The following is a 23,875-nucleotide window of genomic DNA, read 5'->3' on the forward strand; positions in this document are numbered from 1 at the left end:
GAAGACAAGGACTGACCGATGTTGCTGATTCCCCAAGCTGCGGAGCCGATGCCGCTCGCAGTCGAGCCGGTCGAGATCGTCCTCGCGCTCGTGGTCTTCGGCATCCTCTTCTTCGCCGTGAAGAAGTTCGTGGTGCCGAACTTCGAGCAGACGTTCGAGGCACGGACGAAGGCCATCGAGGGCGGTCTGGCCTCGGCCGAGACCAAGCAGGCCGAGGCCGACGCCAAGCTCGCCGAGCTCGAGAAGCGGCTCGCCGACGCCCGGCAGGAGGCCTCCCGCATCCGCGAGGAGGCTCGAGAGCAGGGCGCCCAGATCGTCGCCGAGATGCGCGAGCAGGGCCAGGCGGAGTCGACGCGCATCGTCGAGCACGGCAAGGCCCAGATCGAGGCCGAGCGTCAGCAGGCCGTCACCCAGCTCCGTGCTGAGGTCGGCTCGCTGGCCACCGGGCTCGCGGGTCGTATCGTGGGCGAGAGCCTGGAGGACGACGACCGCGCCAACCGCGTGGTCGACCGCTTCCTGGCCGACCTGGAGACCGACACGACGACCGGGAGCGGGGTCAGCTGATGCAGTTCCGCGGTGCCTCCTCCGACAGCGCAGCCGAGCTCGTCGACCAGCTCGCCGAGCAGGTCCGGGGCGAACCCGGGCGCGCGGCGACCATGGCCGACGACCTGGTCACGGTGGCGGCGACCCTGCGTCGTGAGGGCTCGCTCCGGCGCTTCCTCACCGACGGCTCGCTGCCCGCGGAGGCCAGGACCGGTCTGGCCTCGGAGGTGTTCGGCAGCTCCGTGGACTCCCAGAGCCTGGAGCTGGTCACGGCGGGCACCGCACGCCGGTGGACCTCCGCCGGCGACCTGCCGACCGCCTTCGAGCACCTCGCGGTGGTCGCAGCGGTCCGCTCCGCCGGCGACGAGACCGAGCGTCTCGCCGACGAGCTCTTCGCCGTGAGCCAGGCCGTCAAGCAGCAGCACGAGCTGCGTGACGCGCTCTCGGACCCCGTCCGGGACGTCGCGGCCAAGGAGACGCTCGTCCGTGACGTCCTGGGCTCGCGCTTCCTCGAGGCGACGGTCCGCCTGGTCGTCCAGGCGGTGACCAGCAACTACCGCACGGTCACCGCGGCGCTCGAGGAGTACCAGAAGGTCGCTGCGCGGGTGCACGGCGAGCGGGTGGCCACCGTCCGGGTGGCCAAGGAGCTCACCGACGACGAGGCCCGGCGCCTCGAGCAGGCCCTGCAGCGCCAGTACGACCGGCCGGTCCACCTCAACCAGGTGGTCGACCCCGGCGTGATCGGCGGCGTACGCGTGGAGATCGGGGACGACGTCATCGACGGCACCGTCTCCTCCCGCCTCGCCGAGGCCCGGCGACGCCTGGCCGGCACCGCCGGCTGACGCCGGCCCACGACCCCACCGACTGACGAAGACGAAGAGAGAAGGCACCACCATGACGGAGCTCTCCATCCGGCCGGAGGAGATCCGCGACGCGCTGGCCAAGTACGTCGCCGACTACCAGCCCGACGCCTCGAGCCGTGAGGAGGTCGGCACCGTCGCCTCCGCCGGTGACGGCATCGCGCGCGTCGCCGGTCTGCCCTCGGCGATGGCCAACGAGCTGCTCGAGTTCGAGGACGGCACCCGCGGCCTCGCCCTGAACCTCGACACCCGCGAGATCGGTGTGGTCATCCTCGGTGACTTCGACGGCATCGAGGAGGGTCAGACGGTGCGCCGCACCGGCGAGATCCTCTCGGTCCCGGTCGGTGACGCCTACCTCGGCCGCGTGGTCGACCCGCTCGGCGACGCCATCGACGGCCTCGGCGCCATCGAGTCCTCCGAGCGCCGCCCGCTCGAGCTGCAGGCGCCGACCGTGGTCCAGCGCAAGTCGGTCCACGAGCCGCTCGCGACCGGCATCAAGGCCATCGACGCCCTGACCCCGATCGGGCGCGGCCAGCGCCAGCTGATCATCGGTGACCGCGCGACCGGCAAGACGACGATCGCGATCGACACGATCATCAACCAGAAGCGCAACTGGGACTCCGGCGACCCCGACAAGCAGGTGCGCTGCATCTACGTCGCCATCGGCCAGAAGGGCTCGACCATCGCCTCCGTGCGTGGCGCCCTCGAGGAGGCCGGCGCGCTGGAGTACACCACCATCGTCGCCGCGCCCGCCTCGGACTCCGCCGGGTTCAAGTACCTCGCGCCGTACACCGGCTCGGCCATCGGCCAGCAGTGGATGTACGAGGGCAAGCACGTCCTCATCGTCTTCGACGACCTCACCAAGCAGGCCGAGGCCTACCGCGCCGTGTCGCTGCTGCTGCGCCGCCCGCCGGGCCGCGAGGCCTACCCCGGTGACGTCTTCTACCTGCACAGCCGCCTGCTCGAGCGCTGCGCGAAGCTCTCCGACGACCTCGGCGCGGGCTCGATGACCGGGCTGCCGATCATCGAGACCAAGGCCAACGACGTCTCGGCGTTCATCCCGACCAACGTCATCTCGATCACCGACGGCCAGATCTTCCTGCAGTCGGACCTGTTCGCTGCCAACCAGCGCCCTGCGATCGACGTGGGCGTCTCGGTCTCGCGCGTCGGTGGCGCGGCGATGACCAAGGCGATGAAGGCCGTCACCGGCTCGCTCAAGGTCGACCTGGCGCAGTTCCGCGCCATGGAGGCGTTCGCCATGTTCGCCTCCGACCTCGACGCCGCCTCGCGCCAGCAGCTGGACCGCGGGCAGCGCCTGATGGCCCTGCTCAAGCAGCCGGCCTACTCGCCGTACCCGATCGACCACATGACGGTCTCGCTGTGGCTGGGCACCTCCGGGCGCCTGGACCGCGTCCCGGTCGGTGACGTCCTGCGCTTCGAGCAGGAGTTCATCGACTACCTCGGCCGCTCGCACGAGGGCATCCTCTCCGGTATCCGGGAGAGCCTGAAGTTCGAGGACGAGGAGGGCCTGATCTCTGCCTACGACTCCTTCCTGGACCAGTTCGAGACCTCGGACGGCGGGTCGCTCAAGGCCGGCCGCGAGGACCACGAGGCCCTCGAGGACGAGGACGTCGAGCAGGAGCAGATCGTCAAGCAGAAGCGGGGCTGACCATGGCTGTGTCCCTGCGCGAGTACCGCGCGCGGATCAAGTCGACGGAGTCGATGAAGAAGATCACGCGCGCGATGGAGCTCATCGCCGCGTCCCGCATCATCAAGGCCCAGCAGCGGGCCCAGGCGGCGGCCCCGTACGCCCGGGAGCTCACCCGGGCGGTCTCGGCGGTCGCCACCTTCTCCAACGTCGACCACCCGCTGACCCACGAGCAGGAGGACCCCAAGCGGGCCGCCGTGCTCGTGATCACCAGCGACCGCGGCCTGGCCGGCGCCTACTCCTCCAGCGTGCTGAAGGAGGCCGAGCGCCTCGCCGAGAAGCTGCGCGGCGAGGGCAAGGAGGTCGACTGGTACCTCACCGGCCGCAAGGGCGAGGCGTACTTCAAGTTCCGCCAGCGTCCGGTGGTGCAGGCGTGGACCGGGTTCTCGGACCAGCCGACCTACGACGTCGCGGCCGAGATCGGCACCGCGCTGATCGACTCCTTCCTCAAGGAGCAGGGCGAGGAGGGCGACGTGGACGAGGTCCACGTGGTCTACACCCGCTTCCGCTCCATGCTGACCCAGGAGCCGACCGACATCCGGATGCTGCCGCTCGAGGTCGTCGAGGGCGAGGAGTCGCCCGGTGACGACGAGGTGCTGCCGCTCTACGAGTTCGAGCCCTCGGCCGAGGCCGTGCTCGACGGGCTGCTGCCGCAGTACGTCCAGAGCCGGATCTTCTTCTGCCTGCTCCAGGCGGCCGCCTCCGAACTCGCCGCCCGCCAGAAGGCGATGAAGTCGGCCACGGACAACGCCGACGAGCTGATCAAGAAGTACAAGCGCATCGCGAACCAGGCCCGCCAGGCCGGGATCACCCAAGAAATCAGCGAGATCGTCGGTGGCGTCAACGCGCTCGCCGACTCACAAGCCGGGAGTGATTGAGAATGACCGCCACCATCGATGAGACCACCGAGACCTCGAACGAGGGCACGGTCGGCCGGATCGCCCGCGTCATCGGGCCCGTGGTCGACGTGGAGTTCCCCGTCGACCAGATGCCCGACATCTACAACCTGCTCGAGACGAAGCTGACGCTGGGCGGCACCGAGCGCACCCTGTCGCTCGAGGTGTCCCTGCACATCGGCGACGGCATGGTCCGCGCCGTCTCGCTGCAGCCCACCGACGGCCTGGTCCGCGGTGCCCAGGTGACCGACACCGGCGGGCCGATCACGGTCCCCGTCGGCGACGGCACCCTCGGCAAGGTGTTCAACACCCTCGGCGAGTGCCTGAACCTCGAGGAGGGCCAGCAGCTCGAGGTGACCGAGCGCTGGGGCATCCACCGCAAGGCGCCCGCCTTCGACCAGCTCGAGTCCAAGACCGAGATGTTCGAGACCGGCATCAAGGTCATCGACCTGCTCACCCCCTACGTCCTCGGCGGCAAGATCGGCCTGTTCGGCGGCGCCGGCGTGGGCAAGACCGTGCTCATCCAGGAGATGATCGCCCGCGTGGCGACCAACCACGGTGGTGTGTCGGTGTTCGCCGGGGTCGGCGAGCGCACCCGTGAGGGCAACGACCTGATGGTCGAGATGGAGGAGGCCGGGGTGCTCGGGCAGACCGCCCTGGTGTTCGGCCAGATGGACGAGCCGCCGGGCACGCGCCTGCGGGTGGCCCTGTCCGCGCTGACGATGGCGGAGTATTTCCGCGACGTGCAGCAGCAGGACGTGCTGCTGTTCATCGACAACATTTTCCGCTTCACCCAGGCCGGTTCCGAGGTCTCCACCCTGCTCGGCCGGATGCCGTCCGCGGTGGGCTACCAGCCCAACCTGGCCGACGAGATGGGCGTGCTCCAGGAGCGGATCACCTCGACGCGTGGTCACTCGATCACCTCGATGCAGGCGATCTACGTGCCCGCCGACGACTACACCGACCCGGCGCCGGCCACGACCTTCGCCCACCTCGACGCCACCACCGAGCTGTCGCGCGAGATCGCCTCGCTCGGCATCTACCCCGCGGTGGACCCGCTGACGTCGACCTCGCGGATCCTCGACCCGCAGTACATCGGCCAGGAGCACTACGACTGCGCGATCCGGATCAAGCAGATCCTGCAGCGCAACAAGGAGCTCCAGGACATCATCGCGATCCTCGGCGTCGACGAGCTGTCCGAGGAGGACAAGGTCATCGTGTCGCGGGCCCGCCGCATCCAGCGGTTCCTGTCGCAGAACACCTACGTCGCCAAGCAGTTCACCGGCATCGAGGGCTCGACGGTGCCCGTCAAGGACACCATCGAGGCGTTCAACAAGATCGCCGACGGCGAGTACGACCACGTGGCCGAGCAGGCCTTCTTCATGTGCGGCGGTCTCGACGACGTCGAGGCGAAGTGGGCCGAGATCCAGAAGAACCTCTGATGGCCGAGCACCTGCAGGTCGAGCTGGTCGCCGCGGACCGCACCGTGTGGTCCGGACGCGCCGACATGGTCATCGCCCGTACGGTCGAGGGCGACGTGGGCGTGCTGCGCGGTCACGCGCCGATGCTGGCGCTGCTCACCGACGCGGTCGTGGAGATCACCGACGACGAGGGCAGCGTGACCGTCGCCGTCGTCGACGGCGGGTTCCTCTCCGTGGCCGGTGACCGCGTCTCGGTGCTGTCGGAGCGGGCGGTGCTGTCGGAGGAGATCAACGTCGACGAGGTCCGCGCCGAGCTGGACACCGCGCAGGACGTCGGCAACGTCGACGAGTCCGAGCGTCGCATCCGTCGGGCCGAGGCCCGCCTGCGTGCGGTCGAGCGGGCGTCCTGACCCAGCACCACACGCACCACCAGTGCCACGCCTGACGGGCGGGACCCCCTCGGGGTCCCGCCCGTCGTGCGTCCCGTGGGTGAGGTGCGCCGCAGGTCACCCCGCCGTGCCGGGCTAGGGTTCTCGACGAGAGGGGCGAGGTGACTCGTGCCCTGCGTCGACGAGACGAGGAGGTCCGGCGGGTGCCCTGGTGGCAGTGGGTCATCGACGTCGCCGGGCTGGTGCTGCTGGGCGTCCTGCTCTACGGCCTCGCGCTGGTGCTGCGCCGCCGCTGGATCGCGCGGCGCGGAGGGACCTTCGAGGTCTCGCACCGGCTCCACCAGCAACGGCCCGACCGCGGGTGGGTCCTCGGGATGGGGCGCTACACCGACGACTCCCTGGAGTGGTTCCGGGTGTTCTCGCTCTCGCCCCGGCCCCGGTCCAGCTGGCGTCGCGGCGAGCTGGTCTACGACGGTCGTCGCGAGCCGCAGGGCCCGGAGCGCCACACGCTCTACCCCGACCACCTGGTGATCTGCTGCCAGGCGCGTGAGGAGGTCGTCGAGCTCGCGATGAGCCCCGCGTCGCTCACGGGCTTCCAGTCCTGGTTGGAGGCCCGGCGACCGGGCACCGACTGGTCGCGGTGAGCGGCAGCCGGACCGGCGTACGTCCGGTCGTCGTCGTCTTCATCGTCAACGGCCTGCTCATGGCCTCGCTGTTCTCCCGCGTCCCGGACGTCCGGCGCGGCCTGGACCTGGCCAACGGGCCCCTGGGCCTCCTGCTGCTCTGTGCCGCGGTCGGCTCGGTGCTGTCTCTGCCGACGGCCGGGCGGCTGATCCAGTCGCTCGGCGTGGTGGCGGTGCTGCGCGCGGGGGCGCTCACCGGCGTGGTCGGCCTCGTCGTCCTCGCCGTCGCGGTGGACCTGACCGGGTCCGTGCCGCTCGCGGCGGCGGGCCTGCTCGCCGTGGGTGTCGGGATCGGGCTGTGGGACGTGGCGATGAACGCCGAGGGCGCCGAGGTCGAGCGGGACCGGGGACGGACCCTGATGCCGCGGCTCCACGCCGGGTTCAGCATCGGCAGCGTGGCCGGGGCGCTGCTCGGCGCGGTCGCGCTGTGGGCCGACCTCCCGGTCCTGCCGCACCTCGGCGTCGCGTGCGCCCTCGCCCTGGCCGCGTCGTGGTGGGCCACCGCGGCGTTCGCTCCCGCGCCCGCCCGGGCCGCCGCCGCGGGGGAGGGGGTGCCGTCCGCGCTCGGTGCCTGGACCGAACCACGCACGCTCGTCATCGGGCTGATGGTGCTCTGCTTCGCCGTCGCCGAGGGCAGCGCCAACGACTGGCTGTCGCTGGCCCTGATCGACGGTCACGGCGCGGCGGACGCCGTGGGGGTGGCCGGGTTCGCGCTGTTCGTGGCCGCGATGACCGCCGGCCGGGTGCTCGGCCCGCCGGTGCTGGACCGCTGGGGCCGGCCCCGGGTGCTCGCGGCCGGAGCGGCGACGGCCGGCGCGGGCGTGCTGCTGGTGGTGCTGGCCGGCAGCGTGGTCGCGGTGGCCGTCGGCATCGTGCTGTGGGGCCTGGGCGCGGCGCTCGGGTTCCCGGTCGGGATGAGCGCGGCCGCCGACGACCCGCGGCACGCGGCCGCCCGGCTCAGCGTGGTCTCCACGATCGGCTACGCCGCGTTCCTGGCCGGCCCGCCGCTGCTGGGCTGGCTCGGGGACGCGGTCGGCACCCTCCAGGCGCTGCTGGTGGTCGCGGCGCTGATGGGGCCGGCGCTGCTCACCGTGCTGGCGACCCGCCCGGAGCCCGTCGTGCTCCCGGACCGGGCGGCCCGGTAGTCAGCCGCGCTCGCCGCCCGGCACCCAGGCGACGTCGCCCTGGTGGCGGTTGGCGTGGCGGGCCAGGATGAAGAGCAGGTCCGAGAGCCGGTTCAGGTAGGTCAGGGAGAGCTTGTTCATCGCCTCGGCGTGCTCGGCCCAGGCGGCCCAGCCCGCGCGCTCGGCGCGGCGGACCACGGTGCGAGCGACGTGGAGGTGGGCGGCGGGGACCGTACCGCCGTTGAGGACGAACGAGCGCAGGGCCTCCAGCGGCTCGTTGTAGTGGTCGCACCAGCGCTCGAGGCGGTCGACGTAGTCCTGCTCGATGCGCAGCGGCGGGTACTCCGGATCGGGCACCACCGGGGTGCACAGGTCGGCGCCGACGTCGAAGAGGTCGTTCTGCACCCGCGTCAGCAGGGCGACGACGTCGTCCTCGAGCCCGCCGTGCGCCAGGGCGACGCCGATCGCGGCGTTGGCCTCGTCGACGTCGGCGTAGGCGTGCAGCCGCAGGTCGTTCTTCGTCGTCAGGCTCATGTCGCCGAGCCGGGTCTCGCCCGCGTCGCCGGTCCGGGTGTAGATGCGGGTGAGGTTGACCATGCCCGGAGCCTAGGTCACGGCCCCGGCCACCCCCCGGTGCGGTGTGAGGTGGGTCGCGATCGGGCCGTGCTCCTGGGATCCACCTGCCCGACCGGGCAGGCTGGACCTGTCCACGAGGGCAGTGCCGCCCTGGAGCCCCCGCCGTCGGCCGCGACCGGCGCGACCCCGAGGAGGCCCGATGTCCGGGACCTGCGAGCACTGCACCCACGACTGGCACGGCCTGGCCTGCCGCCACGAGGCCATCGTCCGAGACGGGTGGTGGCTGGTCCGGGAGGCCTGCTCCTGCCCCGGCGCCGCCGCGGGGTGACCCGGGACCGGGCACAGTGGGCCCATGCGTGAGTCCCGTGCCTACCCGCTGCTCCTCCTCCTGCCGGGCCTGCTCCTGGCCGCCGCCGGCCTGTTCCACCCGACCGGCCTGAGCTACGACACGGCCCAGCGGTGGTACCTGCTGCACCTGCCGGGCCTGCTGGTCTTCCCGCTGGTCGGATGGGCCCTGGCCGACCTGGTCGCCGGGCGGCGCGACGTCGTGGCCTGGGTGGTGCGGGTGACGGCCTACGTGTACGCGACCTTCTACACCGCGCTCGACGTGGTCAGCGGGATCGGCGCCGGCTACGTCACGCGCCAGCTCGGTCCCGACGTGCCCCGTCCCGAGGCGGTGTCGCAGATGTTCCGGATCGGCACGCCGCTCGGCGAGGTCGGGTCGTGGGCGCTGCTGGCCTGCGTCGTGGTGCTGCTGGCCGACCGGGTGCGCCACCTGGGCGCCCCCGGCCTGGTCGGGCTGGTGCTCCTGCCCGGGGCCTGGCTGGTGCACACCGAGCACATCTTCTCCCCGCTCGGCGTGCTCGGGATGGTGCTGCTGGGCGCGGGCAGCGCGTTGCTCGCGGTCGCCGCCCGCCGTGCGGGTGTGATAGCCCACACGTCGGGCAGGTGACTCGCCGGTAACCGGAGCCCTACCCTGCCAAGCATGAGCCAGCCCGAGCCGGACCTGCAGATCGTCGCCCCGACGCGTCCGGAGAAGGACCGCCCGTGGGTCATGCGCACCTACGCCGGCCACTCCACGGCGGCGGCGTCGAACGCGCTCTACCGGACGAACCTGGCCAAGGGGCAGACCGGGCTGTCGGTCGCCTTCGACCTGCCGACGCAGACCGGCTACGACCCCGACTCCCCGCTCAGCCGCGGCGAGGTCGGCAAGGTCGGCGTCCCGGTGCCGCACCTGGGCGAGATGCGCCGGCTGTTCGAGGACATCCCGATCACCCAGATGAACACCTCGATGACGATCAACGCCACCGCGATGTGGCTGCTGGCGCTCTACCAGGTCGCCGCCGAGGAGCAGAACCCCGACCTCGACCCCACCGAGGTCGCGCACCAGCTCGCGGGCACCACGCAGAACGACATCATCAAGGAGTACCTCTCCCGCGGCACCTACGTCTTCGGCCCGGAGCACTCGCTGCGCCTGATCGCCGACGTCGTGGCCTACACCGTCCACGAGATCCCCAAGTGGAACCCGATCAACATCTGCAGCTACCACCTGCAGGAGGCCGGGGCGACGCCGACGCAGGAGCTGGCGTACGCGCTGTGCACCGCGATCGCGGTGCTGGACCAGGTGCGGGACTCCGGGCAGGTCTCGGAGGAGGACTTCGGCAAGGTCGTGGGCCGGATCTCCTTCTTCGTCAACGCCGGCGTCCGGTTCGTCGAGGAGATGTGCAAGATGCGGGCCTTCGTCCAGCTGTGGGACGAGATCACCCGCGAGCGGTACGGCGTGACCGACCCCAAGATGCGCCGCTTCCGCTACGGGGTCCAGGTCAACTCCCTGGGCCTGACCGAGGCGCAGCCCGAGAACAACGTGCAGCGGATCGTCCTGGAGATGCTCGGCGTGACGCTGTCCAAGGACGCGCGGGCCCGTGCGGTGCAGCTGCCGGCCTGGAACGAGGCGCTCGGCCTGCCGCGCCCGTGGGACCAGCAGTGGTCCCTGCGCCTGCAGCAGGTGCTGGCCTTCGAGTCCGACCTGCTGGAGCACGAGGACCTCTTCGAGGGCAGCAAGGTCGTCGAGGCCAAGGTCGCCGAGCTCGCGGCCGGCGCCCGGGCCGAGATGCAGCGCGTCGAGGACATGGGCGGCGCGATCGCTGCCGTCGAGTCCGGCTACATGAAGCAGGCGCTCGTCGCGGCGCACGCCGCGCGTCGGGCGCGCATCGAGGGCGGCGAGGAGAAGATCGTCGGCGTCAACGTCTTCACCACCACCGAGCCCAACCCGCTCACCGCCGACCTCGACGGCGCGATCCAGGCCGCCGACCCGGCGGCCGAGCAGGCCGCGCTGGACAGCGTGTCGCGGTGGAAGGCCGACCGCGACGAGGACGCCGTGACCGCGGCGCTGGCCCGGCTCGCGGCGGACGCCCAGACCGACACCAACCTGATGCACGCCACCCTCGTCGCGGCGCGCGCCGGTGCGACGACGGGGGAGTGGGCCGGGACCCTGCGCGAGGTGTTCGGGGAGTTCCGGGCGCCGACCGGCGTGGGGGGCGCGGTGCACGTGACCCACACCGGCACCGCCCTGGCCGAGGTGCGCGAGCGGGTGCGGGAGACCGGTGCCGAGCTGGGCGGGCGGCTGCGGCTGCTCGTCGGCAAGCCCGGCCTCGACGGCCACTCGAACGGTGCGGAGCAGATCGCGGTGCGTGCGCGCGACGCCGGCTTCGAGGTGATCTACCAGGGGATCCGGCTGACCCCGGCCGAGATCGTCGCCGCTGCGGTGGCCGAGGACGTGCACTGCGTGGGCCTCTCGATCCTCTCCGGCTCCCACATGTCCCTGGTGCCGGACGTGATCGCGGGCCTGAACGCCGCCGGGCTCGACGACGTCCCGGTCGTGGTCGGCGGGATCATCCCCGACTCCGACGCCCGGGAGCTGCTCGGCTCCGGGGTCGCCGCGGTCTACACGCCGAAGGACTTCGGGATGACCGAGATCATGGGCGGCATCGTCGACGCCATCCGGGCCGCGAACGGTCTCGAGGCCGGCGTCCCGGTCTGAGGCCGGCCGCCTCGCGTGATCTGGACCGAGTTGAGGTAAGGCTGCCCTCACTTCCTGCTACGGTGGAGGCATGGGTAAGCAGAGCGCGGTGGCCTCGATCAAGGCCCCGAAGCCGCCGAAGTCGAAGTGCTGCGTGTCCAAGAAGCGCTGCGGCAGCTGCCCGATCCGGATGCTCAAGGAGGGCACGCTGCCCGAGGGCTACGGCGTGAAGAAGCGGGTCCTGGTCAAGGTCGACCCCGACGCCCCCGACATCGTGCGGCCGGGCAAGAAGTCGAAGAAGGGCAAGGACGGCTCGAAGTCGGCGAAGAAGGCCGCCAAGCGCGCCGCCCGCCTCGGACAGGCCGCCTGACCCCTCCGTCGTGAGCCAGACTGCTCCCGTGCGCGTGGTGGTGGTCGGGGCCGGGGTGGTGGGGCTGAGCTGCGCCGTCCGTCTGCTCGAGGCCGGCCACCGGGTCGACGTGCTGGCCCGGGACCTCCCCCGGGAGACGACGTCCGCGGTCGCGGCCGCGATCTGGTACCCCTACCGCGCCGAGCCCCGGGACCGGGTCGGCGCGTGGGGCAGCCGGACGTACGCCGTGCTCGCGGGCCTGGCCGCCGACGGCGTCCCGGGCGTGGTGGTCCGGCGCACGACCGAGGTGGTCGCCGACACCGACGCCGAGCCCTGGTGGGCCTCCACCGTCCCGTCGGTGCGGAGGGTGGCGGCACCGTCGGGGTACGCCGCGGCGTGGCAGCTCGACGCGCCCGTGGTCGAGATGCCGGTCTACCTCGACTGGCTGGTCGGCCGGGTCGAGGAGCTCGGCGGGACGCTGACGCGCCACGTGCTCTCGTCGCTGCCGTCGGGCGGCGAGGTCGTGGTGGACGCCTCGGGCCTGGGCGCGCGGCTGCTGGGTGGTGACCGCTCCGTGGTGCCGGTGCGCGGCCAGGTCGTCCGGCTCGCGCAGTGGGGCCTGGAGGAGGCCTGGCTGGACGGGGCCGGTCCGACCTACCTGGTGCCCCGCGCCCACGACGTGGTCGTCGGCGGGACCGCCGACGAGGGTGACTGGAGCCGGACGCCGTCGCCGCAGGTGGCCGCCGGGATCCTGGCCCGCGCCGCCCGCCTCGTGCCGGAGGCGGCCTCCGCGCGGGTGCTGTCCCACAAGGTCGGGCTGCGCCCGGTACGCGCGTCGGTGTGCCTCGAGCGCGACGCCGACGACCCGCGGGTCGTGCACTGCTACGGCCACGGCGGCTCCGGCGTCACCCTCAGCTGGGGGTGCGCCGAGGAGGTCGCGGCGCTGGTCGGCCCACCCGGCTGAGAGCCGTGGTCAGCGCGACCCGTGGTCGGCGAGCCGTCGGTCGAGTCGTCGGTCGCGGCGCCGGCCGACCACCACCGCGACCGGCACGCCGACCACGAGGCCGGCGAGGGTGCCGAGGAGCGGGCCCCAGTCCGGCGCCAGCGCCTGGCCCACCACCGCGCCGACGACCACGGCGGCCAGCACCAGGCCGGCCAGCAGCACGCGGTGGAACACCTCGCCGAGGAACAGGCTGCTGAACGACGGCCCCGGTGCGGCGGCCGGCCCGGGCTCCCGCGGCGGGGCCACCGTGGTGCCGTCGAGCGGCACGACCGAGACGACCGCGGAGGGGGCGATCGCGCCGTACACGTGGGGGAACGTCTCCGCGGCCCCGGGCACCGCAGGCTCCTCGACGACGGGGGCGTCGAGCAGGTCGGTGTCGATGACGAGCAGGACCAGCGGCTCGGTCACGTCGGAGTAGTAGCGGCGGCGCACGTCCTGCCACTGGTCGCCCCGGGCGGCGTGGACGAAGCCCTCCTGGGCGAGGGTGCGCCCGCGGGTGGAGGTCGTGTAGCGGCCGGAGTCCTGCGCCGCGGCCCAGTCGGCGGCCGTCGCGACGTGGAAGATCCGCACCCGCGGCCCTCAGAACAGCCGGGTGGTCGGGTCGTCGAGCCCGCGCAGCGCGTCGTAGTCCACGACGCGGCAGGCGATGCCGCGGTCGGTGGCCAGCACGCGCGCCTGCGGCTTGATCTCCTGCGCGGCGAAGATGCCGCGCACGGGGGCCAGCAGCGGGTCGCGGTTGAGCAGCTCGAGGTAGCGGGTGAGCTGCTCGACGCCGTCGATGTCGCCCCGGCGCTTGATCTCCACCGCGACCGAGGCGCCACCGGCGTCGCGGCACATCAGGTCCACCGGCCCGATCGCGGTCGGGAACTCCCGGCGTACCAGGGACAGGCCCTCGTCGAGCGTGGCCGGGTGCTCGGCCAGCAGCGCCTGGAGGTGCTTCTCGACGCCGTCCTTGACCAGACCGGGGTCGACACCGAGGTCGTGGCTGGAGTCGTGGATGACCTCGGTGAGCAGGATCCGCAGCGTGTCGTCGGTCTTGGGGCTGCTGACCACCCACTCCAGGGTGCCGTCGTCGGTGGTCTGCTCGCGCAGCGTGCAGGGGGGCGACATCCAGTTCAGCGGCTTGTACGACCCGCCGTCGGCGTGGACCAGCACCGAGCCGTCGGCCTTGATCATCAGCACGCGCGTGGCCGGGGGCAGGTGCGCGGTCAGGCGTCCGGCGTAGTCCACCTGGCAGGTCGCGACGACGAGTCTCACGGTCGGTGAATCTACGTCACGATCCGGTCACCGGTCCGATCGGTGTCGTCGAAACCCTTGCGGCCCCTGTGGCCCGCGGGCATGGTGTGGCGGCATGACGCCACCCCTGACGCCACCCGTGCTGACGCCCATGGTCGAGTCGGGCGCCGAGGGGTTCCTCGCGCGGGTCGAGGATGCGGTGAGCGGTGCCTTCGACCCGGTCGCGAGCGCCGTGAGCGGGGTGGTGTTCTACACCGTCCCCCTCGGCGGGGCCGACTTCCCCCTGATCGTGGGCTGGCTGGTCGTCGCGGCCGCCGTCTTCACCGTCTACTTCCGGGGCGTGCAGTTCCGCAAGCTCGGGGTGGCGCTGGACCTGGTGCGCGGCAAGTACTCCCGCCACAGCGACCCCGGCGAGATCACGCACTTCCAGGCGCTGTCCTCCGCGGTGTCCGGCACCGTGGGGCTGGGCAACATCGCCGGCGTCGGTGCCGCCGTGACCCTCGGCGGGCCCGGGGCGACGTTCTGGATGATCCTGGCCGGCCTGCTCGGCATGTGCACCAAGTTCGTCGAGTGCACGCTGGGCGTGAAGTACCGCGAGGTCCACGAGGACGGCACCGTCTCCGGCGGGCCGTTCCGCTACCTGCCCGTGGCGTTCGAGCGGTTCGGGTCGGTGGTGTCGAAGGGCTTCACGACGATCTTCGCGGTCGCGCTGCTGCTCTTCGGGGCCATCGGCGGCAACATGTTCCAGGCCAACCAGACCTTCGCCCAGGCCCAGGAGGTCACCGGCGGCGAGGAGGGGTTCCTCGGCTCGGCCGGGTCCGCCCTGATCTTCGGCGTCGTGATGGCGCTGCTGGTCGGTGCGGTGATCCTGGGCGGCGTGCAGTCGATCGGCAAGGTCACCTCCGGCCTGGTGCCGATGATGGCCTTCATCTACGTCGGTGCCTGCCTGCTGGTGATCATCGGCAACATCACCCACGTCGGGGACGCCTTCGGCGCGATCATCACGGGCGCCTTCAACCCCGCGGGCGTGGCCGGTGGTGCGGTCGGGGTGCTGATCATCGGCTTCCAGCGTGCCGCGTTCTCCAACGAGGCCGGGGTCGGCTCCGCGCCGATCGCGCACTCCGCGGTCAAGACCCGGCACCCGGTCAGCGAGGGCTTCGTGGCCCTCTTCGAGCCGTTCATCGACACCGTCGTCATCTGCACGATGACCGCACTGACCATCGTCATCGCCGACACCGCCTACTACTCCGAGCAGCGCGAGGTCGTGGCCGGCGGCGGCCCCACCCCCGACGGCGTCCTGGTCACCTCCGACGCCTTCGAGAGCTTCCTGCCGCAGTTCCCGGTCGTGCTGGCCATCGCGGTCGCCCTGTTCGCCTTCTCCACCCTGATCACCTGGAGCTACTACTCGCTCAAGGCGTGGACGGCGCTGGTCGGCCGGAGCCCCGCCAAGGAGCTCGGGTTCAAGATCGTCTTCTGCGTGTTCACCGTCATCGGCACCGTGATCTCCTTCGGCTCCGTGGTCGACTTCGCGGACGCGATGCTGTTCGTCTGCGCGATCTTCAACCTGCTGGCCTGCTACCTGCTGCTGCCGGTGGTCCGTCGCGAGATGCGCGACTTCCTCGCCGGGCTGAAGTCGGGTGAGATCGCGAAGGTCCCGGAGTCGGAGCGCACCAACCCCGCCTCCACGCTGCCGATCATCGGCGACGAGTGAAGTAAGTCACCTGGCACGCCGGGGACGGACCCCGGCCCGCGTGGCACGATGCCGGGCATGACCAGCGCCCCTGTGACCGCGACCACCTCCGACCCGGCCCAGGACCCCTCGGTCCCCGGCCGCACGTTCCGCACCGTGGGCGTGATCGGCCTGGGCACGATGGGCGCCGGGATCGTGGAGGTCTTCGCCCGGCACGGCTACGACGTGATCGGCGTCGACGTCGACACCGAGGGCGTCGACCGCGGCCGCCAGCACCTCGAGAACTCGACCGGGCGCGCGGTCAGACGCGGCAAGCTCGGCGAGGACGAGCAGGCCGAGCTGCTGGGCCGGGTGCGCTACGCCACCGACATCGCCGACCTGGCCGGGGCCGACCTCGTGGTGGAGGCCGTGGTGGAGTCGCTGGAGGTCAAGAAGGGCATCTTCCGGGCGCTGGAGCAGGTCGTCGCCCCGGGTGCGGTGCTGGCCACCAACACCTCCTCGCTGTCGGTCACCGAGATCTCGACCGCCAACGCCCACCCGGGCCGGGTCATCGGCATCCACTTCTTCAACCCCGCGCCGGTGCAGGGCCTGGTCGAGGTCGTCCGCACCGTGGTCACCGAGCCCGCCGTGCTGGAGGACGTGACGGGCCTGGTGCGCTCCCTGGGCAAGAACCCGGTCGTCTGCGGCGACAAGGCCGGGTTCATCGCCAACACCCTGCTCTTCGGCTACCTCAACCACGCCGTGTCCATGTTCGAGCAGCGCTACGCCACGCGGGAGGACATCGACGCCGCCATGCGCTTCGGCTGCGGCTACCCGATGGGCCCGCTGGCGCTGGTCGACCTGATCGGTCTCGACACGACGTACGAGATCCTCGAGACGATGTACCGCCAGGGACGCGACCGGCTCCACGCCCCCACGCCGATCCTCAAGCAGATGGTCACCGCGGGCATGCTCGGCCGCAAGAGCGGGCGTGGCTTCTACACCTACGAGGCCGCCGACAGCCCCAAGACGGTCCGTGACGACATGACCCCGGACAGCGACGACCAGCCCGAGCTGCGCCACCACGTGCGCACGGTCGGCGTGGTCGGCACCGGCACGATGGCCACCGGCATCGTCGAGGTCTTCGCCAAGGGCGGGTACGACGTCGTCTACGTCGGCCGGTCCTCCGCGAAGGTCGACGGGGTCCGCGCCGGGGTCGCGCGCTCGCTGGACAAGGCGGTCCAGCGCGGGAAGATCGAGGAGTCGGTGAAGGAGGAGGTGCTCGGTCGGCTGACCGGCACGACCTCGCTCGACGACCTCGGCCAGGTCGACCTGGTCGTCGAGGCGATCGCCGAGGACCTCGGCATCAAGACCACGCTCTTCGAGAACCTCGACGAGATCTGCAAGCCGGGCGCGATCCTGGCCACGACGACCTCCTCGCTGCCGATCATCGCCTGCGCCCAGGCCACCAAGCGCCCGCAGGACGTCGTCGGCATGCACTTCTTCAACCCGGCCGCGGTGATGAAGCTGGTCGAGGTCGTCTCGACCGTGGCCACCTCGCCCGACGTCACCGAGACCACGCAGGCGCTGGTCGGCAAGCTCGGCAAGGTGGCGGTCTCCTGCGGCGACCGCGCCGGGTTCATCGTCAACGCGCTGCTGTTCCCCTACCTCAACGACGCGGTCCGGATGCTCGAGGCGCACTACGCCTCGGCCGACGACATCGACACCGCCATGAAGCAGGGCTGCGCGCTGCCGATGGGGCCCTTCGAGCTGCTCGACGTGGTCGGCAACGACGTGTCGCTGGCGATCCAGCGCGAGCTCTACCTGGAGTTCCGCGAGCCCGGGTTCGCCCCGGCGCCGCTGCTGGAGCAGCTGGTCACCGCCGGTTACCTGGGTCGCAAGACGCAGCGCGGGTTCCGCGACTACTCGCGCCGCTGACCCCCTGCGGTCCTCGAGCCCGCCGGCTCAGCCGGCGGGCAGCAGCCCGGTGCGTCCGTAGATCGCCCCGATGGCCGACCAGTACGCCTCGCCGAGCGCGCGCGTCTGCTCCGCGTCCGCCCGCAGGGCGGGATCGAGCCGGTCGCGGCAGCGACCACCCGAGCACGACGCGAACCGGTCCCAGTCGCGCGCGAGCGCGGCCTGCTCCTCGGCGTACCCCGGGTCGTCGAAGACGTTCTCCAGCTGGGCGGGGTCGCGCAGCAGGTCGTACAGCTCGCCCTCACCGTCGCGGTACAGCGTGAACGAGAACCGAGCGGTCCGGAGCCCGACCGAGGTCAGCGGCTTCCGGGAGTCGAAGCGGTCCGCGGCCGCGTCGCGCTGCTGCGGTCCTGGTCGTGCCGCCGCGCGGACGGTGGGGAGGTCGTCGGGGTCCCGCTCGGTGGGGACCTCGGCCGTACGGGGGTCGCCGTCGGGATTCTCGGGGAGCTCGGGCTGGACCACGGCCAGCGTGGCGGCGGACTCCGTCACCACCGGGACGTCCCACCCACGGTCACCGTCGGTCATCGTGGGCAGCAACGAGCGTCCGTCGGGGCGGACGGGCGGACGGGCGCCGGCCGCATCGAGGATGGTCGCGGTCGCGTCGACCGTGGTGACCGGGTCGTAGCGCGTCTCGCCCGTGCGCAGGCCGGGCCCGGTGACCAGGAAGGGCACGCGCAGGGAGGGCTCGTGGGACTTGCTCTTGCCCGTGCGCTGGCGGTGCTCGCCGAGGAAGTAGCCGTTGTCGGAGGAGAACATGAAGACCGTGTTGCTCCACTCCCCGGTCCGTTTGAGGGTGTTGATCAGTCGCCCGACCTGCTGGTCCATGACGTAGATCGACTCCGCGCGCTGACGGGTCACGATCGTCAGCGCCTCGCGCTCGGCGGTCGTGAGCTCGGGCAGGCGACTGAAGAACGGGGGCTTGTCGCTCACGTCGGCCTCCGCCGGTCCTCCGTCGGCCGGCATCCCCGAGGCGTGGGTGATCTCCGCGTCGAACATGCCCCGGACCCAGTCCGGACGCGCGGGCGTGGAGAAGCCGTCGTAGACGCCGTCCTGGTCGGTGACCGCGGACGGGTCGTCGGGCTCGGAGGGCCGCCCGTGGTGGGGGGCGACGTAGTTGACGTTCATGAAGAACGGCCGGTCCCGGCGGTGGAACCCGCGAGCCATGTCGACCGACATGTCGCCGACGGTGTCGGTCTGGTACTCCCCGTCGGTGGAGGTGTCGACCCGGCCGTTGAGGTTGAAGGGCGTGCGGAAGTAGTGGTAGGTCCCGCCGCGCAGCCTGGGGCCCTCGTACTGGGCCCGGCCGGGGTTCTCGATGGCCGCGCGCCAGTCCGTCCAGCCCTGGGGCACGTAGTCGTAGGAGAGCTCCCCGGAGACCAGTGAACGGTCCTTGCCGTAGCCGTTGAGGTACTTGCCGACGAACCCCGTCTCGTACCCCGCGTCGCGCAGCGACGTCGCCAGCGTGCGCGAGTCGTCGAACGACTGGTAGCCGAAGGGGTCGGTGACCTTGTAGACCCCGTGGTTGTGGGTGTACTGCCCGGTGAGGAAGGAGGCACGCGCGGGGCAGCAGAGCGGGTAGGGGCTGAAGGAGTTGGCGAAGGTGAGTCCCCGCTGCCCGACCAGCCGGCTGATCCTCGGCGCGAAGGCCAGGTCGTCGGCGCGCATGTCGTCGGACATGATCATCACGACGTTGGGCTTCCTGCCGCGCAGGGCGGGCGTCGCGGCACCGTCGGTCGGTGCGGTCGCCGACGCGGTCGCCGGCACCCGCGGCGCGGGCAGCGCCGTGGTCGGCGGGGTGCCGGCGGCGAGCACCAGCGGCACGGCCAGCGCGACACCGGCGAGCAGGGCGAGGGCGGACCCGGTCCGGCGGGGGCGGGCCGTGCGGTTCCAGGAGCTGATGAGGGGCATCGTCAGGGGACCCGTTCGGGGGGAGGAGGCGGGAAAGGGCGAGCCTAGACGCCGAGGTCGCCGCTTCCTCGGTCCGCCGCTCCGGGCGAGGGTCGGCGCCCCCAGCCGTACGGCGCCTGCGCCCGCTGCGGCGCCCACGGCGTCAACCAGTCGGTCGCGGGCCAGCCCTCGTGGGCGGCGAGGAGCTCGTACATGGTCGCGCCGTCGAGGTTCTCGCGCACCAGGTCGGCGTGGCCGGCGTGCCGGGCCAGCTCCTCGAGCAGGTGCAGCCACACCCAGCGCACCGACCAGACCACGTCGGTGGGGTTCCAGGGGGCCGGCGCCGGGGGGACCGCGGTCTCGAGGTTCAGGGTGGTCACCGCGTCGAGGACGGCCGCGCAGACGGCGTCGAAGTCCGCGAGCGCCGCCGCCACCGTGTCCTCGGCGGTCCAGGACCAGGACGAGGTGTGCTCGGCCTGCCGCTGCTCGGGTGTGCGGTCGTCGTGCCGCGTGCCGGCGGCGGCCAGCGCCTGGGCGAGCCAGCTCTGCTGGGTCGCGGTGACGTGCTTGAGGAGGGCTCCCAGCGTCAGGCTGCTGCGTCCGGCGGCGGCCACGCCCATCGCGGCCGCGTCGAGACCGGTCACCACGACCCGGAAGGCGTCCTGCTGCTGGAGCAGGTAGGCCCGCAGGCCGTCGCGCTCGTCGCGGACCGGGGGTGCCTGGGTGGCCATCAGCGGGCCCCCGCCCCGGCGGCGTGGAGGTCACGCAGGAGACAGACCTCGGCGCCGTGGTGGACGACCTCGCGGGTGAGGTGCAGGACGAGGGCGGCGAACGGCTCGTCGGCCCACGGGCCCTCGCTCGGGCCGCAGGGCGCCATCAGCCGGTCGGTGTCGAGGGAGGAGACGTGGGCGGTCCAGCGGCCCATCTCGGCGTCGAGCTGGGCGAGCGCCGCCGACGCCGTGCCGGCGTACTCCCAGGTCTCGTAGGAGGCCGGCGGGCCGCCGGCGTGGGCGGCGTTGCGGACCGCGAGCACGCCCACGACGACGTGGGCCAGGCGCCAGGCGATGGTGGTGACGGGGGCGGGGTCCGGCTCGGGGAAGGCGAAGTCGACGGTGAAGGCGCCGACCCCGCCCTGGACCGGGGCGAGGGACGTCCCGCGCGGCCGGATGCTCCAGGCGCCGGGCGCCGGCTCCCAGAAGTACTCGTCGTCGGTCAGGCCCTCCAGGCGGGGGCGCAGCTGCCGCTCCCAGTGGGTCGTGAGCTGGTCCAGCAGGAGGCGGGAGGTCAGGTCCGGTCGGGGCGGGGTGTGCGTGGTGGTGGTCATGACCCCACCCTCCCGGCAGATGCGGACAGGAACGGTCCGCATGGTCGGGCAGGATGAGGCCATGGCCGACGAGGGGCACCGGACGACGGAGCGCGTGCTGCACCTGCTCGGCCTGCTGCAGCAGCGCGCGGTGTGGACCGGGCCCGACCTGGCCGAGCGGCTCGGGGTGACCACCCGCAGCGTCCGCCGCGACGTCGACCGGCTGCGCGCGCTGGGCTACCCGGTCAACGCCGCCCCCGGCCTCGGCGGCGGCTACCAGCTGGGTGCCGGGCGGGCGCTGCCCCCGCTGCTGCTCGACGACGCCGAGGCGGTCGCCACCGCCGTCGCGCTGCGGCTCGGCGCGCGGGGGACGGTGGCCGGCGGGGGAGAGGCCGCGCTGCGGGCGCTGGCCAAGCTGGACCAGGTCCTGCCGGCACGGCTGCGGGAGGAGGTGCGGGCGCTGCAGTCGGCGATCTCCACGCTGGACGGCGACGTCGAGGAGGTCGAGGCCGACCTGCTGCTCGTCCTGGCCCGGGCCACCCGCGACGAGGTCCGGGTCCGGGTCGGCTACACCGACCGGACCGGCGCGGTCACCCACCGCCGCCTCGAGCCGTACGGGCTCGTGGCGACCGGGCGGCGGTGGTACCTGATGGCGTGGGACCTGGACCGCGAGGACTGGCGCACGCTGCGGCTGGACCGGATGCGCGATCCCGAGGCGACCACCTGGCGGTTCCGCCCGCGCGAGCACCCGGACCCCGCCGAGCACGTCCAGCACGCGATCACGGTGTCGGCCTACCGGGTCCAGGGCCGGGTCCGGGTGGCGGCGCCGGCGGCGGTGGTCCGGGCCCGTACGACGGCGGCCTCGGTGCGGGTCGAGGAGGTCGACGAGCGCACCTGCGTGCTGCACGCCGGTGCGGACGACGCGGACGGCCTCGCGCAGCACCTCGCGCTGCTTGGGCTCGACCTGGAGGTGCTCGGTCCGCCGGAGCTGGTCGAGGCGGTCGGGCGGCTGGGGGAGCGGATGCTGCGCGCGGGCGGGCGGTGAGGCGGTCGGTCCCGTGGTCGCGCTGGCGCCGGTCCGTACGATGGGGTGATGGAGCTCGTGCTGATCCTGCTGCTGCTCGCCGGTGCTGTCGCCCTCGTGGTGCGCTCGTCCAACAAGGCCAAGGCCCGGGAGCTCGAGCGCAAGCAGACCGAGCTCGAGCCGGTCCGCAAGCTCGTCGACGAGGACGTGACCGCGCTCGGCACCGAGCTGCAGGACCTCGACCTCGACATGACCGGCCACGACCTCGATCCCGGCGCCAACGCCGACTACCAGCGGGCGCTCGACGCCTACGAGGCCGCCAAGAGCGCGGCCGAGCGGATCACCGAGCCCGACCAGGTCAAGCACGTCACCGAGATCCTCGAGGACGGGCGCTACGCGATGGCGTGCGTGCGGGCCCGCGTCGAGGGCCGGGCGCTGCCGACGCGGCGCCAGCCCTGCTTCTTCGACCCGCGCCACGGGCCCTCGGACCGCGACGTGCTGTGGGCGCCCTCCGGCGGCGCGCCGCGCGACGTCCCGGCCTGCGCCCTCGACGCCGAGCGCGTCGAGGCCGGTGCCGAGCCCGACTCCCGCAAGGTGCTCGTGGGCACCGAGCGCCGTCCGTACTACGAGGCCGGCGGGGCGTTCCAGCCGTACGCCGCCGGGTACTTCGGGATGAACGCGATGAACATGATGTTCGTCGGGATGATGTTCGGCGGCGCCTTCGGCGGGTTCGACGGCGGCGGTGACTACGGCGACGGTGGCGGCGACGGCGGGGGAGACTTCGGCGGCGGCGACGGTGGAGGCGGCGACGGCGGCGGGTTCGACTTCGGTGACTTCGGCTTCTAGGCGCAGGGTGTGCTGACCAGGCTCCTGGTCGCGGTGGCCCTCGTCCTCGGGCTGACCGGTCCTGCGGGTGCCGCGGACGTGCTGCTGCCCGACCCCGCTGCCGACGTCGACTACCAGCTCGGCGGCCAGCGGGCTGTCCCCGAACGCGTCGGGACCGTCGTGCGCGACCGCACCGCGAAGCCGACCGGCCGCTACGACGTCTGCTACGTCAACGCCTTCCAGACCCAGCCCGACGCCAAGCGCTTCTGGCGCCAGCACTGGAACCTGGTGCTGAAGGACGACGGCGACCCGGTCGTGGACGGCGCCTGGGGCGAGTGGCTCCTCGATCTGCGCACGCCGGCCAAGCGGCATCGGCTGGCCGCGATCGTGGGGGACTGGGTCGCGCGGTGCGGGGCCCGCGGCTTCGACGCCGTCGAGCTGGACAACCTCGACTCGTTCTCCCGCAGCCACGGTCTGCTGGACCGGGGCGACGCGCTGGCGTACGCCCGGCTGCTCGTCGAGCGCGGCCACGACGCGGGCCTGGCGGTGGCGCAGAAGAACCTCGCCGGTTTCGACGGCACGACGATCGGCTTCGACCTCGTGGTGGCCGAGGAGTGCGGGCGCTACGACGAGTGCGGGGCCTACACCGCCGACTTCGACGACGCGGTGCTGGCGATCGAGTACCGCGCGAAGGACTTCCGCCGCACCTGCCGCGACATCGGCGCGCAGGTGCCGGTGGTGCTGCGCGACCGCGACGTCACGCCGCGGGGCGTACGCCGGTTCTGCTGAGCCCGCTCAGTCGGCGGTGTCGTCGGCGGAGCGGCGGGCCCGGTAGGCCGCGACCGCGTTGCGGTTGCCGCAGGCCGTCGAGCAGAAGCGGCGCGAGCGGTTGCGCGACAGGTCGAGGACGACCCCCTGGCAGGTGCCGTCGGCGCAGACGCCGAGACGGCTCATCTCCTCGGCACGGATGACGTCGACCATCGCCATCGCGGTCTCCGCCAGGATGCGGGTGACCAGGTGGGTGTCGGAGTCGACGCAGTGCAGGTGCCAGTCGTAGCCCTCGTGGCGCACGAGCTGGGGCAGCGCCCGGGTCTCGGCCAGCATCGCGTTGACGAGGTCGACGGCCTCGTCCCGCTCGGCGACGAGCAGCTGACGCAGTCGGGGCCGCAGCGCCCGGACCTCGGCGAGCTCGGCCTCGTCGGCGTCGTGCCTGCCGCTGTAGCCGAGGTCGTCGAAGAGCGCCGTCAGGTCGGCGACGCTCTCGAGGGTGTCGGGCTCGAGACCGGTGTTGGCCAGCAGCACGGCGGCCTGGAGCGCGACCTCGGTGTCATGGGCGAAGGTCATGTTGACAGGTTACCGCATCCGGTCGTAGCGTCATGTCCC

Annotated in this window: 25 protein-coding genes; 18 read left to right on the forward strand and 7 right to left on the reverse strand. The window is 72.5% G+C overall.

Annotated features, from left to right (window positions below; all coding sequences use genetic code 11):
* Positions 1-48 precede the first annotated feature (48 nt).
* The 8 genes from GV155_RS06395 to GV155_RS06430 all read left to right on the forward strand — a co-directional run bounded on the left by GV155_RS06395 (position 49) and on the right by GV155_RS06430 (position 7,645).
* The gene (locus GV155_RS06395) at positions 49-564 is read left to right on the forward strand and encodes a F0F1 ATP synthase subunit B (RefSeq protein ID WP_236554076.1); all 516 of its coding nucleotides are present in this window, start codon (positions 49-51) and stop codon (positions 562-564) included.
* Positions 564-1,385 (forward strand): F0F1 ATP synthase subunit delta, encoded by an 822-nt coding sequence (locus tag GV155_RS06400; protein ID WP_160006295.1) that lies wholly within the window; start codon positions 564-566, stop codon positions 1,383-1,385. Before GV155_RS06395 ends, GV155_RS06400 begins: the two co-directional genes overlap by 1 nt.
* A 52-nt stretch (positions 1,386-1,437) precedes the next feature.
* Complete coding sequence (atpA, locus tag GV155_RS06405; protein WP_160006297.1) at positions 1,438-3,072, forward strand: F0F1 ATP synthase subunit alpha; 1,635 nt, start codon at positions 1,438-1,440, stop codon at positions 3,070-3,072.
* Between the two features lie 2 nt (positions 3,073-3,074).
* Positions 3,075-3,989, forward strand: a complete 915-nt coding sequence (locus GV155_RS06410; protein WP_160006299.1) for a F0F1 ATP synthase subunit gamma — start codon at positions 3,075-3,077, stop codon at positions 3,987-3,989.
* A 2-nt stretch (positions 3,990-3,991) separates the two neighbouring features.
* The gene (gene atpD, locus GV155_RS06415) at positions 3,992-5,449 is read left to right on the forward strand and encodes a F0F1 ATP synthase subunit beta (RefSeq protein WP_160006301.1); all 1,458 of its coding nucleotides are present in this window, start codon (positions 3,992-3,994) and stop codon (positions 5,447-5,449) included.
* Positions 5,449-5,838: a F0F1 ATP synthase subunit epsilon gene (locus GV155_RS06420; protein WP_160006303.1), complete on the forward strand. Its 390-nt coding sequence runs from the start codon at positions 5,449-5,451 to the stop codon at positions 5,836-5,838. Before atpD ends, GV155_RS06420 begins: the two co-directional genes overlap by 1 nt.
* Before the next feature lie 140 nt (positions 5,839-5,978).
* Positions 5,979-6,461, forward strand: a complete 483-nt coding sequence (locus tag GV155_RS06425; RefSeq protein WP_236554081.1) for a DUF2550 domain-containing protein — start codon at positions 5,979-5,981, stop codon at positions 6,459-6,461.
* Positions 6,458-7,645: an MFS transporter gene (locus tag GV155_RS06430; protein ID WP_236554086.1), complete on the forward strand. Its 1,188-nt coding sequence runs from the start codon at positions 6,458-6,460 to the stop codon at positions 7,643-7,645. Before GV155_RS06425 ends, GV155_RS06430 begins: the two co-directional genes overlap by 4 nt.
* On the opposite strand, the gene GV155_RS06435 is transcribed toward GV155_RS06430, so the two are convergent.
* A complete protein-coding gene (locus GV155_RS06435; protein WP_160006305.1) occupies positions 7,646-8,221 on the reverse strand; it encodes a cob(I)yrinic acid a,c-diamide adenosyltransferase in 576 nt (191 codons plus the stop codon).
* 178 nt (positions 8,222-8,399) lie between these two features.
* On the opposite strand from GV155_RS06435, the gene GV155_RS20950 reads away from it, so the two are divergent.
* From GV155_RS20950 to GV155_RS06455, 5 genes are all read left to right on the forward strand, one after another.
* A complete protein-coding gene (locus tag GV155_RS20950) occupies positions 8,400-8,528 on the forward strand; it encodes a hypothetical protein (protein ID WP_268892580.1) in 129 nt (42 codons plus the stop codon).
* A gap of 24 nt (positions 8,529-8,552) precedes the next feature.
* Positions 8,553-9,152 carry a hypothetical protein gene (locus GV155_RS06440; protein WP_160006307.1) on the forward strand — a complete coding sequence of 200 codons (600 nt, stop codon included), beginning with the start codon at positions 8,553-8,555 and terminating at the stop codon, positions 9,150-9,152.
* Positions 9,153-9,185: 33 nt separating this feature from the next.
* Positions 9,186-11,240, forward strand: coding sequence for a protein meaA (locus GV155_RS06445; protein ID WP_160006309.1), 2,055 nt, complete (start codon positions 9,186-9,188; stop codon positions 11,238-11,240).
* A gap of 70 nt (positions 11,241-11,310) precedes the next feature.
* Positions 11,311-11,589 (forward strand): hypothetical protein, encoded by a 279-nt coding sequence (locus GV155_RS06450; RefSeq protein WP_160006311.1) that lies wholly within the window; start codon positions 11,311-11,313, stop codon positions 11,587-11,589.
* Positions 11,590-11,599: 10 nt separating this feature from the next.
* The gene (locus GV155_RS06455) at positions 11,600-12,532 is read left to right on the forward strand and encodes an FAD-dependent oxidoreductase (protein WP_236554088.1); all 933 of its coding nucleotides are present in this window, start codon (positions 11,600-11,602) and stop codon (positions 12,530-12,532) included.
* Between the two features lie 9 nt (positions 12,533-12,541).
* Here GV155_RS06455 and GV155_RS20420 read toward each other — a convergent pair whose 3' ends face one another.
* Together GV155_RS20420 and nucS are read right to left on the reverse strand one after the other, a co-directional pair.
* Positions 12,542-13,141, reverse strand: coding sequence for a DUF952 domain-containing protein (locus tag GV155_RS20420; RefSeq protein WP_201300084.1), 600 nt, complete (start codon positions 13,139-13,141; stop codon positions 12,542-12,544).
* Between the two features lie 9 nt (positions 13,142-13,150).
* Positions 13,151-13,828 (reverse strand): endonuclease NucS, encoded by a 678-nt coding sequence (gene nucS, locus GV155_RS06465; protein ID WP_160006313.1) that lies wholly within the window; start codon positions 13,826-13,828, stop codon positions 13,151-13,153.
* Between the two features lie 94 nt (positions 13,829-13,922).
* On the opposite strand from nucS, the gene GV155_RS06470 reads away from it, so the two are divergent.
* Both GV155_RS06470 and GV155_RS06475 read left to right on the forward strand, forming a co-directional pair.
* Positions 13,923-15,518 (forward strand): alanine/glycine:cation symporter family protein, encoded by a 1,596-nt coding sequence (locus GV155_RS06470; protein ID WP_160006315.1) that lies wholly within the window; start codon positions 13,923-13,925, stop codon positions 15,516-15,518.
* Between the two features lie 57 nt (positions 15,519-15,575).
* Complete coding sequence (locus GV155_RS06475) at positions 15,576-17,414, forward strand: 3-hydroxyacyl-CoA dehydrogenase family protein (protein WP_236554090.1); 1,839 nt, start codon at positions 15,576-15,578, stop codon at positions 17,412-17,414.
* A gap of 27 nt (positions 17,415-17,441) precedes the next feature.
* Here the strand turns inward: GV155_RS06475 and GV155_RS06480 are convergent, their stop codons facing one another.
* Genes GV155_RS06480 through GV155_RS06490 form a run of 3 tightly spaced genes read right to left on the reverse strand, consistent with a single transcriptional unit; the run spans position 17,442 to position 20,664 of the window.
* A complete protein-coding gene (locus GV155_RS06480; protein ID WP_160006319.1) occupies positions 17,442-19,361 on the reverse strand; it encodes a sulfatase family protein in 1,920 nt (639 codons plus the stop codon).
* Between the two features lie 44 nt (positions 19,362-19,405).
* Entirely contained in the window at positions 19,406-20,071 is a 666-nt protein-coding gene (locus GV155_RS06485; RefSeq protein WP_160006321.1) for a mycothiol transferase, read from the reverse strand.
* Positions 20,071-20,664, reverse strand: a complete 594-nt coding sequence (locus GV155_RS06490; RefSeq protein ID WP_160006323.1) for a DinB family protein — start codon at positions 20,662-20,664, stop codon at positions 20,071-20,073. Before GV155_RS06490 ends, GV155_RS06485 begins: the two co-directional genes overlap by 1 nt.
* A gap of 61 nt (positions 20,665-20,725) precedes the next feature.
* Between GV155_RS06490 and GV155_RS06495 the strand changes: the two genes are divergently transcribed.
* From GV155_RS06495 to GV155_RS06505, 3 genes are read left to right on the forward strand one after another with little or no spacing between them, the layout of a single operon-like run.
* Entirely contained in the window at positions 20,726-21,688 is a 963-nt protein-coding gene (locus tag GV155_RS06495) for a helix-turn-helix transcriptional regulator (RefSeq protein ID WP_160006325.1), read from the forward strand.
* Between the two features lie 48 nt (positions 21,689-21,736).
* A complete protein-coding gene (locus GV155_RS06500; RefSeq protein WP_201300085.1) occupies positions 21,737-22,513 on the forward strand; it encodes a hypothetical protein in 777 nt (258 codons plus the stop codon).
* 9 nt (positions 22,514-22,522) lie between these two features.
* A complete protein-coding gene (locus GV155_RS06505; RefSeq protein ID WP_160006327.1) occupies positions 22,523-23,281 on the forward strand; it encodes an endo alpha-1,4 polygalactosaminidase in 759 nt (252 codons plus the stop codon).
* Between the two features lie 6 nt (positions 23,282-23,287).
* Here GV155_RS06505 and GV155_RS06510 read toward each other — a convergent pair whose 3' ends face one another.
* Positions 23,288-23,836: a CGNR zinc finger domain-containing protein gene (locus GV155_RS06510; protein WP_160006329.1), complete on the reverse strand. Its 549-nt coding sequence runs from the start codon at positions 23,834-23,836 to the stop codon at positions 23,288-23,290.
* Positions 23,837-23,875: the final 39 nt, after the last annotated feature.

Source organism: Nocardioides sp. AX2bis, from assembly GCF_902506435.1.
Lineage (GTDB): Bacteria > Actinomycetota > Actinomycetes > Propionibacteriales > Nocardioidaceae > Nocardioides.